Origin of the sequence: Exiguobacterium sp. s194 (assembly GCF_018618275.1) — a bacterium.
Classification (GTDB): domain Bacteria; phylum Bacillota; class Bacilli; order Exiguobacteriales; family Exiguobacteriaceae; genus Exiguobacterium; species Exiguobacterium chiriqhucha.
Map to the genome: position 1 here is coordinate 120,844 of NZ_JACSLT010000009.1, position 13,356 is coordinate 134,199.

Annotated in this window: 15 protein-coding genes and 1 riboswitch; of the genes, 7 read left to right on the top strand and 8 right to left on the bottom strand. The window is 53.0% G+C overall.

The window, feature by feature from the left end; translation table 11 throughout:
• Positions 1–75 precede the first annotated feature (75 nt).
• Both KNP85_RS12320 and KNP85_RS12325 read left to right on the top strand, forming a co-directional pair.
• Complete coding sequence (locus KNP85_RS12320) at positions 76–768, top strand: hypothetical protein (RefSeq protein WP_214803274.1); 693 nt, start codon at positions 76–78, stop codon at positions 766–768.
• A gap of 92 nt (positions 769–860) precedes the next feature.
• Positions 861–1,607: a hypothetical protein gene (locus KNP85_RS12325; RefSeq protein ID WP_214754249.1), complete on the top strand. Its 747-nt coding sequence runs from the start codon at positions 861–863 to the stop codon at positions 1,605–1,607.
• 1 nt (position 1,608) lies between these two features.
• On the opposite strand, the gene KNP85_RS12330 is transcribed toward KNP85_RS12325, so the two are convergent.
• Positions 1,609–2,577 carry an aminoglycoside phosphotransferase family protein gene (locus KNP85_RS12330; protein WP_214803276.1) on the bottom strand — a complete coding sequence of 323 codons (969 nt, stop codon included), beginning with the start codon at positions 2,575–2,577 and terminating at the stop codon, positions 1,609–1,611.
• A gap of 42 nt (positions 2,578–2,619) precedes the next feature.
• Here KNP85_RS12330 and KNP85_RS12335 point away from each other — a divergent pair, with 42 nt between their 5' ends.
• From KNP85_RS12335 to KNP85_RS12345, 3 genes are all read left to right on the top strand, one after another.
• Positions 2,620–2,940: a hypothetical protein gene (locus KNP85_RS12335; protein ID WP_214803278.1), complete on the top strand. Its 321-nt coding sequence runs from the start codon at positions 2,620–2,622 to the stop codon at positions 2,938–2,940.
• A 24-nt stretch (positions 2,941–2,964) separates the two neighbouring features.
• Positions 2,965–3,063: riboswitch (TPP riboswitch) on the top strand.
• 64 nt (positions 3,064–3,127) lie between these two features.
• A complete protein-coding gene (gene thiW / locus KNP85_RS12340; protein WP_214803280.1) occupies positions 3,128–3,616 on the top strand; it encodes an energy coupling factor transporter S component ThiW in 489 nt (162 codons plus the stop codon).
• 63 nt (positions 3,617–3,679) lie between these two features.
• Positions 3,680–3,946 carry a hypothetical protein gene (locus KNP85_RS12345; protein ID WP_029594454.1) on the top strand — a complete coding sequence of 89 codons (267 nt, stop codon included), beginning with the start codon at positions 3,680–3,682 and terminating at the stop codon, positions 3,944–3,946.
• Here KNP85_RS12345 and KNP85_RS12350 read toward each other — a convergent pair.
• Positions 3,941–4,420, bottom strand: a complete 480-nt coding sequence (locus KNP85_RS12350; protein ID WP_214803282.1) for a GNAT family N-acetyltransferase — start codon at positions 4,418–4,420, stop codon at positions 3,941–3,943. The genes KNP85_RS12345 and KNP85_RS12350 overlap by 6 nt on opposite strands.
• Complete coding sequence (locus KNP85_RS12355) at positions 4,402–4,902, bottom strand: YcxB family protein (protein WP_165569440.1); 501 nt, start codon at positions 4,900–4,902, stop codon at positions 4,402–4,404. Before KNP85_RS12355 ends, KNP85_RS12350 begins: the two co-directional genes overlap by 19 nt.
• Positions 4,903–4,995: 93 nt before the next feature.
• On the opposite strand from KNP85_RS12355, the gene KNP85_RS12360 reads away from it, so the two are divergent.
• Together KNP85_RS12360 and KNP85_RS12365 are read left to right on the top strand one after the other, a co-directional pair.
• Positions 4,996–5,394, top strand: a complete 399-nt coding sequence (locus tag KNP85_RS12360; RefSeq protein WP_214793647.1) for a VOC family protein — start codon at positions 4,996–4,998, stop codon at positions 5,392–5,394.
• Positions 5,395–5,507: 113 nt separating this feature from the next.
• On the top strand, positions 5,508–7,337 hold the full coding sequence (locus KNP85_RS12365; protein ID WP_214803284.1) for an LTA synthase family protein: 1,830 nt from the start codon (positions 5,508–5,510) through the stop codon (positions 7,335–7,337).
• 19 nt (positions 7,338–7,356) lie between these two features.
• Here the strand turns inward: KNP85_RS12365 and KNP85_RS12370 are convergent, their stop codons facing one another.
• The 5 genes from KNP85_RS12370 to KNP85_RS12390 form a co-directional block, all read right to left on the bottom strand.
• Complete coding sequence (locus KNP85_RS12370; protein ID WP_214803286.1) at positions 7,357–8,241, bottom strand: VOC family protein; 885 nt, start codon at positions 8,239–8,241, stop codon at positions 7,357–7,359.
• Positions 8,242–8,255: 14 nt separating this feature from the next.
• Positions 8,256–8,540: a putative quinol monooxygenase gene (locus KNP85_RS12375; protein WP_029594448.1), complete on the bottom strand. Its 285-nt coding sequence runs from the start codon at positions 8,538–8,540 to the stop codon at positions 8,256–8,258.
• 102 nt (positions 8,541–8,642) lie between these two features.
• A complete protein-coding gene (locus tag KNP85_RS12380; RefSeq protein WP_034779733.1) occupies positions 8,643–10,100 on the bottom strand; it encodes a methyl-accepting chemotaxis protein in 1,458 nt (485 codons plus the stop codon).
• Positions 10,101–10,247: 147 nt separating this feature from the next.
• Entirely contained in the window at positions 10,248–12,908 is a 2,661-nt protein-coding gene (locus KNP85_RS12385; protein WP_214803288.1) for an MMPL family transporter, read from the bottom strand.
• A gap of 3 nt (positions 12,909–12,911) precedes the next feature.
• Entirely contained in the window at positions 12,912–13,355 is a 444-nt protein-coding gene (locus tag KNP85_RS12390; RefSeq protein ID WP_021065862.1) for a MarR family winged helix-turn-helix transcriptional regulator, read from the bottom strand.
• Position 13,356: the final 1 nt, after the last annotated feature.

The following is a 13,356-nucleotide window of genomic DNA, read 5'->3' on the forward strand; positions in this document are numbered from 1 at the left end:
GTCTTATTCGAAGTTTACCTGTTTATGGTAATATAGACAATAAATAGTCTGAACATTCCGATAAGGAGGGAAAGGATGAAGTGGTCGTCTCGATTTATAGGGTTCCTTGTTATGACAGCTTGTCTCGTTGTGACATTCGTCTTCATTAGCAAGGAGACGTTCAGTTGGCTTCAAACAATCCATACACCTGCTCCAATCAGTGTGATCGAAATGGGCAAGCCAGAAGAGGCCCCACCGCAAAAAGGTGGTATTGATTTGGGTTCTACCGATGAGAAGGGAAAAGGTGGAGAACGGCAAGTGAAGGAAGACATGCTCAAATTCAAATTTGGTAGCGGGAATGGTGATGCCCCAGGCGGACTCGGCACATTGTTCGCCTTCCTTGCCGCCATCGGGTTGACCGTCTATGGCGTGCGTAGATGGCTGCGTCGTCGACGGGGAAAAGGATTCACGTTTTCTAGTAGACAGAATGCCTTTGCGCCACTGTCTCTCAACGCGGACGCATCGATTGAGGCACAGCGATTCCCCATGCTCACAAATATCAAACTGAGAGATTGGCTCATCACCTTCAACGCCTCGCTCGCCCCTGAGCTAAAGATTCGAACGAATGAGACGGTCGTCGACTGGTTCGAGCGCATCGAATTGACGGACATCGACGCCTCACTCTATCATCTGATTCGCTATGGTCCCGCATCCGATCGCGACATCCCGTTCGAGCAGCAACAAAGGTTTCACGAGGCACTCGACCGCTACTTACAGCGACACCCCTGAACGAGAAAGTACCCAGGTTCTCACAAAGACGTAAACGTGCTACGCTCATTGATAATAGGGAAAAAATGTAACTTTCTTAGGAGGTTTGATTAATGAAACGCCTAGGCTTGCTCGGATTCAGTGTGTTCTTGCTTACCGGATGCACGGATCCAGTCGAGAAACCAATCGTCCCGGCTGATACAAACGAGCCATCGCCCGAAGAAATCACCACATGGACGCGCGAAGACTTCAAGGACGTGTTCGACCAATACGAAAAAGTCCCGCCGCTCTTGAAGGCCCTCGAGAACGATGGAATCACCCCGTTCCGCGAGACGTTCGAGCACGTCGTCATCGCCGGCGACGGCATCCATCATACATACGCCGATATCCATCCGTTCAAACTCGACGACGGCACGTACGCTACCGTCTATGAGAGTGAAAATGGAGACATCGCCAACGGTCCCGAGTCGGTCGCGCCGCTGTTTTGGCAAGAAGCGTCGTTCCTTCAATTCGTCGAAGAGATTGAGAAACGAAAATACGGAACGAGTGCCCCGCCGACGGACGTCGTCTTGACACAAGACGAGTTCCAGGCGCTTTATAACCGCCACGCCTATACGTCCGCGCTCATCGTCGAGCTCGACGAATGGGGCGTACAAGTGGCGCGCGACCCGCTCGAAGATATCATCATCGCTGGGAACGGGGTCAAGGAAGTGAAGGCCGATTTAATCGTCTTTGAAGTCGAGGGCGGTTACGCCATCGTCTACGACCAAGACGGTGAAATCTTCAAAGGGCCGGAGTCGATTGCCCCGCTGTTTTGGAACGAGACGGATTACGAAACCTTACTTCAGAAGTATGAATGACTTATCGGACACTTCGTTTCAAGTCCCGGTACTCGAGTAACAAGTTGAGCCATTGCGCCGGCTTATCGCTCGACTCAGCTACATCGTACCGGTATCTCGTCACATACACATGCCACGACAAGGCACGATAGACGCAACCGAGCTCCTCGGCGATCAGTAGATGACGCCAAAGTACGTCCTTGGGTGCGACGCCGCTCCACGCTTCCAAGTAAACCGTACGCATCGTTTGAATCTGTTTATACCAGGCAACCTCGTCTTCTTCCGGCAATAAGTCGTACAGCGCGTTCCAAAACACGCGCACGCTGAAAAACGGATGCGTGACGGTCGCGTCGCCCCAGTCGAGGATACACAAATCATTCGTCCGTTCCCGCCAGAAGATGTTGCCGCCGTGCAAATCACCGTACTCAAGACTCATCGGCATCCCGGTCGCCAGCTCATCGCACATGGCAATCAATTCATCTTGAAGCGCGAGCACGGCCTCGGCTTTGTATTGCTCGAGCCCGGCGCAGAGCTCAGGTAAATACGTGCGAATTTCGCCCTTCAACTTGGCCGGTCGGCGGTCCGGGATGCCGTAAGACAAGTAGGTCTCGATCTGGTCGATCTCCTGTCGCTGCAGCTGTGCGTATTGACGCAACGCCGCTTCGTATCGACTCACGTCCGGTCGTTCACGTAACGCGTCTCCGCCGATGTCTCGCATGAGCAACCAGTTCCGGGCTGAATCGATGGCGATGACGTCAGGCACGAAATCAGGATACCGCTCGGCAAGAAACGCCGACAATCCGGCCTCGCCGCGGCTGATATCGGTCACCGCTTTGGCGTAGTAACGTTCCTCATTGAGCGCGCCAACAAGCAAGTACGTCAAATCGGTATCTTTGATCACGTGCCACCTCGCATTCGGCACGTTTGCCTCAATCCATCGTTCGAACCGTTCACGAAACGATCGGTCACGCCATGGGATTGCCTGTCTCATCCTGTTCACCCTTTCTTTCATCATCTCCTAGGAGGAAACGATATGGACGTTGTATATTACTCATACCCGGTCGATGCCATCTTGTATATGTACTTAGGGGCGACGGCCGTCGTCAGTCTCACCATCGGGCTGCTCGTTTGGCGTCTGTTCAAGCGCCGAGCTGTCGGCTTTTGGACAACGCTCGTTCTCAGCTTTGTCGGGCTGTCGCTCTCGCTCGTCTGGTTTCAAAACGCGTCCGTCGCCGTGTTCATGGGGACACTCCCGTGGCTGATCAATCTCGTCTTCTCCCTTTTGTTGTACGGCCTATTCATCGGCATCATCTATGTCACGTTCCGACCACGAAAGCTCGACCGCGTCAAATGACGGTATGCTATACTCATGTTAATAAACGACCACTAGGGGAGCCTTCGGGCTGAGACGGCATGCGCCGGACCCTTCGAACCTGATCTGGCTCATACCAGCGTAGGGAAGTGGTGTGGGATTCGTCTGTCTTTCCACGCCACTTTTCCACTTGGAGAAGTGGCGTTTTCATTTTGAAAGGAGACTATCTATGCGTATTCAACAACTCACTTGGATGGCGATGCTCGTCGCCATCGCCGTCATCGGTTCCCTGTTCATCTCGATTCCGACCGGTGTCGCCCGTGCCTATCCGATTCAACATATGGTGAACGTCATCGCCGCCGTCACCGTCGGACCGATCGGGGCCGTTCTCGTCGCGTTCGTGACCGGACTCGTCCGTGTCATGACCGGTACTGGGTCGCTCCTCGCGTTCCCTGGTGGCATGATTGGCGCACTGCTCGCCGGTATCTTTTATATGAGGACGAACCGCGTAGCCTTCGCCGCATTTGGTGAAGTCATCGGGACCGGCCTCATCGCTTCGCTCGTCGCCGTCCCGTACGCCAAGGTGTTGATGGGGACCGAGTTCGGGGCGCTGTTCTTCTTCCCGGCCTTCCTTGCCTCGAGCGTGACTGGGTCCGTGCTCGGCTGGATCGTCTTGGCTCGGGTCAAGCAATTGCGACCGCTCACGGCGAAGCGATAAGTACTTCCCTCCCACTGATATTAAATGGTAAAATCAGGATATCAAATATTAGGAGGTCATTTCTTGAATCGATTGACGCTATTACTGGCTGCCACCGCTTGCCTGTTCATGTCCGGTCTCTTGTACACGCTTGAACGCATCGCCACGTTCACCCGCTGGAATGCTCAAATTGCGACGGGCACGTTCTCCAGCGAGCCGATGTTCGTCGATGTGCTGCTCCAAAACGTGTTCATCTCGATTTTCGGAGTGGCTGCGATCGTTCTCTTTTTCAAAGCGGGCAGTGCTGTTCAAGGCTCAACGACGACGAAAACAGGGACGGCCGACTTATGACGGCTGTCCCTGTTTGACGTGATACACCCAAATCTCTTCCCCGTTCGCCTCATCAATCAGGCCACTGTCGACAAATCTCCCCTTCGCATAGAACCGTTTCGCCGGTTCGTTCATCGGATGCAGACTGAGGATGAGGTCATCGACATCGAAGCGTTCTTTCATCCACTGAATCGTAAGTTGTAAACATGTTGAACCGATGCCTTTCCCTTGCTCTGTCACATCGATCATAAATCGATCGAGCCAGATGTAACGCTCCACCTTGTTCTCGGCCCCAATCATCATGAAGCCGACGGAATGCTCATCGCGACAAAGCGCATAGCACTGCCACGCATATTTGACATCGGTTTCCATCTCGCGAAGCGATTCGGCGTTTGTTTCGATAAAGCGAGCTTGGTCAGAAGCGACGGTCAAGGCGACAACAGCCTCCCGGTTCGTGTCATCGACAAGTTGAATCGTCAGCGTATCGGCAGCCATCGGCGCACCTCTTCCATGTCCAGTCCGCGCTTCGGCAAAATATAGGCGCTGACCGAGGAGTTGTATAGATACACATAATCGTCCTCCTCGACGACTTCCTTGATTCCTGCCCATGACACACGCGTCTCGCCGAACTCATTTAAATCGCGCAGACCAGTCTCCTCCAAATCCATCGTGTGGGGGCCAATCATGCCTTCGTTGCTGCGCTCGTCGATGAGACGCCGCGTCTGCTTCCGGACATGCCGTTCAAAGTATTTCGGATAATACAGGAACCAAAGAATACTCGCGACCCCGTATATGCCATATAGCCACCAGTCCGTCTCTTGGAGCCACGTCGCCAGCACGAAAGCAGCGCCTAAAAAGATAAGTGGTCCGATGATTCGCTGTAAGAGGATCATCCGCTTTCCTGTTTTCGAACGTTTAATATGGCTCAAGTTGAACCGGATATAGTCGTCTTCTGTCAATTCGTATTGGATTTTCATCATCATTCCCTCCTCGGTGTCCTATACGTCTCGTATGAAGAAAAGTTCCGTTCAGGACGTTGATTGGATAAACTAAAAGAAAGGAGTGACATCATGAAACAAATCCATCACATCTGTATTCAAACACCCGACTATGAGGCGTCCAAACAATTTTATGAGGCGCTCGGCTTCGAACTCGTCCAAGAGTCACCTGACTTTCATACGCGCGCGTACAACAGCTGGCTCAAACTTGGCGATTTCTATATCGAGCTTCAAACGGCAAAAGTCGACGAGACGTTGTCGCCTTATTCAAAGCACGTGGCCGGCCCGGTCCACTTCGCGCTTTATGTCGATGACCTCGAAACAGAAGTGCGGCGCCTCGAGGACCTCGGTGTAACGTTCCTACCAAAGCACGGCGGGAACATCTACTTCGTCGTCGATGGTCATTTGAGTAAATTAAAAGCCCCGGAAGGCACGATTATCGAGCTCCGGGACACGTTTGTCATCAAGTGAGGCGCTGCCTCGCTTTTTTTATTGCTAAAATCGCACACCCTCATGTTTTTCGCCGTCTTCGAACAGGTACATGACAGAGAACACACTTTGTCCGTAACGTTTGGAGGCCTTTCATGAAATATCTCGATTATTGGAGTTACTTATCGCTCTCCCTCGCCAAGCTGTTCCTATTCAGTCTGTTGACGGCGAGCGCGTTCGACCTGCGCTTTTTGTTCATCAATCTAGCGACCATCTTGATGATGACGAGTTGGGCGCTACTCATAAAACAACAGACGCGCCGCTGGATTTTGTTCGCGTCGCTGTTTCTGCACAGCACGCTCCTCATCTCGGACGTCTGGTACTACCGCTATTTCGGTAACTTGCTGTCGGCCGCCCTACTGTCTGATATCGGCCAGATGGGAGACGTCGGGGGCGGCTTTCTGACACTGATTCAAGCGCCCGACTTCATCTTGTTCACGGACTTGCTCGTCTACGCGGCTGTCCTCCTCTATATGAAGCGACACCCCATCACGGAACCGAAACGTCTCGGTCGCCGTTTGGCGGTCGCCGGTTTTCTTATCGGCTTCATCGTCTTTACCGTCCCGACCGTCGTTCATTACGCCGAAACAGATCACCGGAAAAGCTCGATTTCGAATATGCGCGAGTATTATCAGCTCGGCTTTTGGGGCTATCACGGCCTCGATGCATTCCGCGGCATTCAGGACGCCCTTCATCTCGATGACGACCTGACAGAACGGGAGCGCAACCAAATCGAAGCGTTAGCGACCGAACCAGTTGAGACCACAGCCGATACGAACGTCATCGTCGTCCAACTCGAGTCGTTCCAAGCGTCCGTAATCGGCCAGACGGTCAACGGGCAAGAACTGACGCCGAATCTGAATGCGCTCCGCGATGAGATGCTGTATTTCCCGAATTTTTATCATCAGACGCACGAGGGACGGACGTCTGATGCGGAATTCACCGTCAACGCCTCGCTATACCCTGTCAAATCGGGGTCGGTATACACGCAGTATGCGACGAACACGTTTGACGCCTTGCCTGAGCTGTTACGACGAGCCGGCTATGATACGGCCGCGATGCATGCGTTCGACAAGGAGTTTTGGAATCGTGCCAACTTCTATGAGCAGATTGGCTATAATCACTTCTTCCACCAAGACGATTATCCGGCCGATCCGGTCATCGGTATGGCCGTCGGCGACAAGGAGTTTCTGACGACATCGGTCGACCACTTGGACACGTTGGACGAGCCGTTCTATTCCTTCATGGTCGCGTTGACGAGCCATACGCCGTATGAGATTCCGGACGAGGAGAAACGGTTGGATTTATCGGAATACGAGGACCCGCTCCTCCAAGACTATTATCATACCGTCCACTACACCGATGCCGCCGTCGGTCTCATGATTGAACGACTGAAAGCCAACGGAACGTGGGACGACGCCTTGGTCGTCTTTTATGGCGACCACGACAGCGGATTGACCGCTGCCGGTGACGAGATGGCCGTAAAAGCAGATGCCGACTCCACGGTCGATTTGTTCCAGCTTGACCGCTCCGTCCCGTTATTCATCAAACCGGCCGGACTTGAACGAGGTCAGACGGTGAAGGTGAGCGGCGGTCAAGTCGATTTGGCCCCGACCATCCTCGATTTGCTCGGGATGACACCGACGTACATGCTTGGAAATTCGCTCCTCGACGACGAGCCCAATTTGACCGTGTTCCGGAACGGCTCGTTCCGCTACGACGACCTCTATTTCGTACCGGATTTGACGGAGCCGGTCGGCAGCGGTATGTGTTATTCGGTCGAGACCGGCGATGACTTGCCGCTTCAAGCATGTGAACCATACATTGACGAGGCCGCCGAACAGCTCCGTTTATCCGATACGATCATCGAGAAGGACGCCCTGTCCGACTTCACAGCAAACGACAAACAAGCCGCCCCGAAGTAATCGGGACGGCTTGTTTTGGTCAGTAGACGTTTCGTAACGCGGCGACATCGATCTTTTTCATCGGTAAGAACGCTTGCGTCACTCGCGCCAATTGTTCCTTTGTTCCGGTCGTCAGCATCTCTTCCATCTCCCACGGCACGATTTGCCAGGAGACGCCATAACGGTCCTGGAGCCACCCGCACTGTTCCGCTTCCGGGACGGCCGACAGCTTGGCCCAATACTCATCAATTTCATCTTGCGACTCACAAAATGCGATCAGCGATTGCATCTCATTGAAGGCGAATTGATGATTCTCCGCGCTGTCCATGGCGACGAACTCGCGTCCGGACAAGACGAAGCGGGCGTAATTGAGCTTCCCTTCCAACTCTGGACCGTCTGTCGCTTCGTAACGAATCATATGGTCTTCGAGCACATAAGAATCCGGGAAGATGGAGATCCAGTCGTTCATCGCCGCCTCTGCGCGGCCGAAGACGTCCCCAACGAATAAAAAGCATGGGGTCACCGTCTGGATGTCCATCCCGCCGCTATGCATGATTTGCCAGGAGACACCGTACTTGTCTGTCAACCAGCCGTAGCGCTCACTGAAATCATACGTGTCGAGCGGCATGAGCACCTCTGCCCCCTCCACAAGCTCGTTCCACAGCGTCTCCACTTCTTCCGACGTCGGGAACGCAACCATGTATGAGATGGACGGGTTGCGCTCCTTCAGCGGACCAGCACCGAGCAGTTGAAAGAACTGTCCCGCCAGCGAGACGGTCACAATCGTCGTCTCACCTGATGGCGTATCCGTCAGTTTTGTCGTATAGTCGACGAATGAATCAGGAAATCTCGACACGTACCACTCCGCAATCGCCTCGACGTCGCCTTCGAACCAAATGCACGGGATAATCGGTTGAGTAATCATAATCCTTTCTCCTTTCAGACTTCACGCAGACGGTACACGTCACGGACGGCGAGTAGCGTCTCAGCTGCCTTTCGGTATGCTTGGTAATGTGGTGAGTTGATGTGATGGTCAAGCGCCATCTCGTCTTCGTACTTTTCATAGAACACGAACGTGCCCGGGGCATCGATTGACTCATGGAGCACATACGTCAGGCACCCCTTCTCTTGTCGCGACGGAGGAATGACCTCATCGAGCGCTTGCCGTAACTCGTCCTCTTTCCCCGGATGTGCCTTCAAAATAGCGGTGATTGTAATTGCCATATGCGATTCCTCCTCATTTTAGGACTGACGCAAAACTGTTCCCGTTTTGGAAGAGATGTATACGCAAATGGACACGCCTATTTGTAAAGGCGTGTCCATCGTTTAGACGAGTTCGTTCGCAATCTCGTTCAGTTCTTCAATTTGATCTTTCAACGAAGCTAACGCTTCTTGCTGTGACATCGTCAGCACATGAACGTCTTGACTGTTCACTTCGAGCGCTGTCATTAGTGCCGACATTTGGGAAGTCACTTGGTGAACTTTGTTCAGTTCTGATGCGACGACTTGGAGCTGTGTCGACGTCTCATCCACGGTGCTTGCGACCGTTCCTGTCGTTTGGATCATGGAGAGAATCGATGTCCCGCTCTTACGGACTTGTTCTTCCTGCGTCGATAAACGTTCTGTACTACCGTCGATTGCACGTTCCGTCACTTGCACCTCCTGCATGACGAGTTGGATAATATCATTGATTTGAGATGAGGCTTGGGCCGTTTGAGCCGATAGATTCCGAATTTCGGACGCGACGACGGCAAATCCTTTTCCGTGTTCCCCCGCTCGCGCTGCTTCAATTGAAGCGTTGAGCGACAGCAGGTTTGTCTGAGACGAAATCTGCTGGATCGTACCCGTGATGGTCCGCACTTCTTGGAAACGCTCCGCCAATCCTTTAAACGCATGATTGACTTCACTGATACTTAAGTTCAGTTCAGCGAGCGACCGTTCTGTCGAGTCCATATTTTCATGCGATACATGAGCGTCCTGCAAGACCCCACTCACTTGAGACGTCGTCTCCTGGAGCTGTTGTTGCATCCGCTCAAACGCCTGTACAGTTGAACGAATTTGCGAAGCGACGTTTTGAATCAGACCTGCTTGTTCCGACGTCCGTTTCGTCATCAAACCGATTTGTTCTGTCACTTGCTCCGAAGCATTTGTGACAGAGTCGACTGAATCATTCATCGTGAAGACGGCCCCATGAAGTGTGGTCGCACTCGCTGTCGTCTTCGCCATCGTTAGCTCGATTTCGCTAGCGTGTTGTTCTGACTTTTCTTGTTGCGTGAACGTCTCATGTAACAACTTCGCACCAAAGAATGACACAAAGTATGCGCCAGACAAAGCCATTGTGAGCACAGTGAACCAAATGACGAGATCGAGCGGCGTTTCAAATGAAAAACGCCCAATCAATACAGCTCCGACCGATACGATAAGCGCGAGAATGCTGCCGTACAGCACAAGATGCCGATTCAAGTACATCAACATCAATACGATATACAGAAAGACGATATTTTGAATCGCAGTACCTGGCAGCGTCAAGATAATTGCTGAAGCTGCAATGTACATCAACGTGACGAGCCCATACTTCAACCAAGTATGTTCCACATAGAAGCGATGGCCCAGCCATGATGCGGCTTGAATGACACCGCCTATCAGAATAAAATTGACTGCGCCTTGCCCCGCGAGCTCCCCCATCCAATACAAAACACCCATGATCGGATAAGAGAGGAAAAATAAAATAATCACCATGCGCGATACAAACAACGAACTCATTTTTTCAAAATGATTCACCATAATTATTGCCTACTTTCAATAGAATAAAGATCTATATTATATTTCGGCGTATTTTTATTAATCTCAAGTCCGTCTTTCTCCATTTCGCTGACATTGACTCAACAAATAAAAACAGCACAACAATTGTTGTGCTGTCCATCGCAAAATTTAGTCTCTATCTTTACTTTTTTGTTTGAACGGCCACCATACCCCGTCCCCGAACGATACCGTGATTGCTGGGATGAGCAGTGGCAACACAATCAATCCGTATAACAACAGTCCGGTGATGACGATCGTCGCAATCTGGACGAGACTGAGTACGCCAGACGGGATCATCGCCCCGAACGTACCGGCAAGAATGACGGCCGCTGTCATGATGACCGTCCCCATCTTCGTCATCGAATGGACGAGCGCGTCGCGCACCGTCATCCCGTTGATCGACTCCTCGCGGAACCGGTCGAGCAGGAAAATCGAATAGTCGATGCCAAGCGCGATCAACATGACGAATCCGAAGAACGGAACGGCCCAACTGATGCCGTCATAGCCGAGTCCTTCGACGAAGATGAGCTCCGTGATGGCTGCTGACGTGTAATACGTCAATAAGAGCGAGCCGATCATATAGAGCGGCATGATCATCGACCGGAACAACACCGTCAAAACGATGAACAGCGTCACGAGCATGATGGCGACGGTCCGATTGAAGTCGTTCGTCGACGTCTCATTCAAGTCGCTGTTAATGCTCGAGATACCGGCATACCCAATCGTTGCCTCCGCGAACGGCGTATCGGTGACGACCCGGTCCATCGTCGCTTTCACGGTCTCGACCGTGTCAATCGCTTCCGGCGAATATGGGTCCATCTCGAGGATGACTTCGAGCTGTGTCGCCGTCCCGTCGTCAAACACGTAGCGCTCGACAGCTGGAGCGAACTCCTCTGACGTGAGCGTCCCTTCCGGTAGATAGACGCCCGTATCGCGCAGGCTGTCCGAGCTACTCAGGTCTGATAGGAATGCTGCCGCTTCATTGATACCTGTCTCGATTTGAGCGAGCCCTGCGTTCGCTTCACCGACACCAGCAGCGAGTTGTCCGAGACCCGTTCCGAGTTCTCCGGCTTGGGCGCCTTGTGCCGTCAATGCCGTAGCTGCCTCGTTAATGCCTGCCTCGATTTGACCGAGACCGGCCGACACTTGCCCGAGCTGCGTTACGGTCGCAGGAATATTTTGCGTCGCCGTGAGTCCTTGGCCAATCAGACCGAGCTGAGCGTTCAATTGACCAAGTCCCGCTGCCGCTTCTGCGAGCGGGGCACCGGCGTTCGTTGAACCGCCCGGCAATTGATTGACGACGGCGTCAAGACCAGCTTCCACTTGCGTGAGTCCATCCTGGACGTCACCGAGGCCAGTCTCGGCTTCCGTCAATCCTGCACTCACTTGTTCGAGCTGAGTGTCGACGTAAAAGTCAGCGATGACGTCACCGGTCGGACGCGTCACCGAACGGACGCCGCTCACCCCATCGATGTTTTCAAGTTCATTCGAGAACTTCTCGATATACGGAATCTCCGCTTCGGAGAGCTCGCCGTCTTGTTTCAAAATGACTTGGACCGGCAGCGACTCCCCTTGCCCGAATCCTTCCGAAATCAAGTTGAGGCCGCGCACGGAATCATAATCGTCACCGATCTCATCGACCGTATTGAATGACCGGGCATCGTCATACGTGAACAACACCGGTACGGTAATCAACGCGACGACGAGAATCGAGACGAACGGTCGATTGACCGAGATGCGGCTGAATCCGGCCCAGAGGCGGCTGTCGTGATGTTCGCCCGCCTTTTTCGAGGGCCAGAACAAACGATGCTTGAGCGTCGCCATAAAGAACGGCACGACCGTGAACAAGATTAACAGTAAGACAGCAATCCCGACCGCGACGGCGACGGCTGATTTGAAGATTGGGAAATCGGCGAAACCGATAGCCGCAAAGCCGACGAATACGGCGAGACCACTGATGAGGACTGTCCGCCCTGCCGTTTTGTACGTGTTGACGATGGCATCTTCAATCGCGTGACCCGCGCCGAGCTCTTCTTTATACCGGCTGAGCAGCAAAATACAATAGTCGGTTCCAATCCCGAACAAGATGGCCACGAGGAAAATCTGCGTATAGTTCGAGACCGGGAAACCGAACCAATCGACGAAGAATGCGACGAACGATTGGCTCAAGAGATAGGTGAATCCGACCGCGATGAGCGGGATGAACGGTGTCACGATTGAGCGGAACACGAGTAAGAGCAGTCCGAAAATGAGGACGACCGTGATGATTTCCGTCTTCTTCAAGCCTTCCTGCGCACTCAAGTTCACATCGTTGTTGATGATTTCTTCACCTGTGATGTAGACCGTCTCGTCTTCCGGGAGAATGTTCGCCCGCACGTCGTCTGCGAAGGCGTTGATGTCTTCCATCGATCCTTCGACCGTGATTGGGACGAGCACGATGCGGCCGTCCTCCGAGACGAGCTGTGCTTCCGTCTCTTCACTTTCAAACGGGTCGAGTACGTCTTTGACGACCGTGTCGTTTTGTTCCATCTCGTCGATGACCCGGGAAATATCGGCCCGTTCGGCATCACCGAGCGTTTCGAACTCATAGACGAGTGAAATTGTCTTGTCGCTCTTCCCGGCGGCGTTCAAGATGTCCTGCGCCCGCTGCGAGTCCATGTCCTCTGATAATTGGAAGCTGCCGGCTTGTTCGGCCTGCTTCGTCAAGTTCGGGGCCGCCACAAACAAGGCGGCCGTCAAGACGATGAGACCGATTAAGATGCCCCAGCGCCATTGGATGATTTTATGCACGTGTTATTCCTCCCCAATTCGAAGCAGTTGTTTGATTTTCCGGAACGTCCGGACGAACTGTTCGATTTCTGTCTCTTCGATATTTCCGTCGAGCAACGATTCGACATAACGGTAGACGGCCGCATCCGCTTCTTCGACGATGCGATGTCCGGCTTCCGTCAACTCAATCAACCGCTCGCGCTGGTCATGCCCGCGTCGACTGACGACGAGCTCTTTGTCGACGAGCTTTTTTAACCGGTTGGAGACGGCGCTCTTATGAACTCCTTGTTTTTGGGCCAATTGCCCGGCTTGAATCGGACCGAACTGTTCGAGCAGCTTGAGTAGCTGCAGTTGTTCCCGCGAATAATCATGCCAGACGTCACCGTCCATTGCCTCGATGACATGCTCCGCACCTTGGAACATGACCTCTTCGAACAACTGGACGGCTTCCCGCATCAATTCTTTCATT

What these genes read in the sequence shown, in the direction of transcription:
- thiW (WP_214803280.1), top strand. Translation starts at nt 3,128, where the DNA reads ATGCGTATTCAACAACTCACTTGGATGGCGATGCTCGTCGCCATCGCC.
- KNP85_RS12375 (WP_029594448.1), bottom strand. Translation starts at nt 8,540, where the DNA reads ATGGCAATTACAATCACCGCTATTTTGAAGGCACATCCGGGGAAAGAG.
- KNP85_RS12390 (WP_021065862.1), bottom strand. Translation starts at nt 13,355, where the DNA reads ATGAAAGAATTGATGCGGGAAGCCGTCCAGTTGTTCGAAGAGGTCATG.
- KNP85_RS12350 (WP_214803282.1), bottom strand. Translation starts at nt 4,420, where the DNA reads ATGGCTGCCGATACGCTGACGATTCAACTTGTCGATGACACGAACCGG.
- KNP85_RS12355 (WP_165569440.1), bottom strand. Translation starts at nt 4,902, where the DNA reads ATGAAAATCCAATACGAATTGACAGAAGACGACTATATCCGGTTCAAC.
- KNP85_RS12365 (WP_214803284.1), top strand. Translation starts at nt 5,508, where the DNA reads ATGAAATATCTCGATTATTGGAGTTACTTATCGCTCTCCCTCGCCAAG.
- KNP85_RS12335 (WP_214803278.1), top strand. Translation starts at nt 2,620, where the DNA reads ATGGACGTTGTATATTACTCATACCCGGTCGATGCCATCTTGTATATG.
- KNP85_RS12325 (WP_214754249.1), top strand. Translation starts at nt 861, where the DNA reads ATGAAACGCCTAGGCTTGCTCGGATTCAGTGTGTTCTTGCTTACCGGA.
- KNP85_RS12380 (WP_034779733.1), bottom strand. Translation starts at nt 10,100, where the DNA reads ATGGTGAATCATTTTGAAAAAATGAGTTCGTTGTTTGTATCGCGCATG.
- KNP85_RS12360 (WP_214793647.1), top strand. Translation starts at nt 4,996, where the DNA reads ATGAAACAAATCCATCACATCTGTATTCAAACACCCGACTATGAGGCG.
- KNP85_RS12320 (WP_214803274.1), top strand. Translation starts at nt 76, where the DNA reads ATGAAGTGGTCGTCTCGATTTATAGGGTTCCTTGTTATGACAGCTTGT.
- KNP85_RS12330 (WP_214803276.1), bottom strand. Translation starts at nt 2,577, where the DNA reads ATGAGACAGGCAATCCCATGGCGTGACCGATCGTTTCGTGAACGGTTC.
- KNP85_RS12370 (WP_214803286.1), bottom strand. Translation starts at nt 8,241, where the DNA reads ATGATTACTCAACCGATTATCCCGTGCATTTGGTTCGAAGGCGACGTC.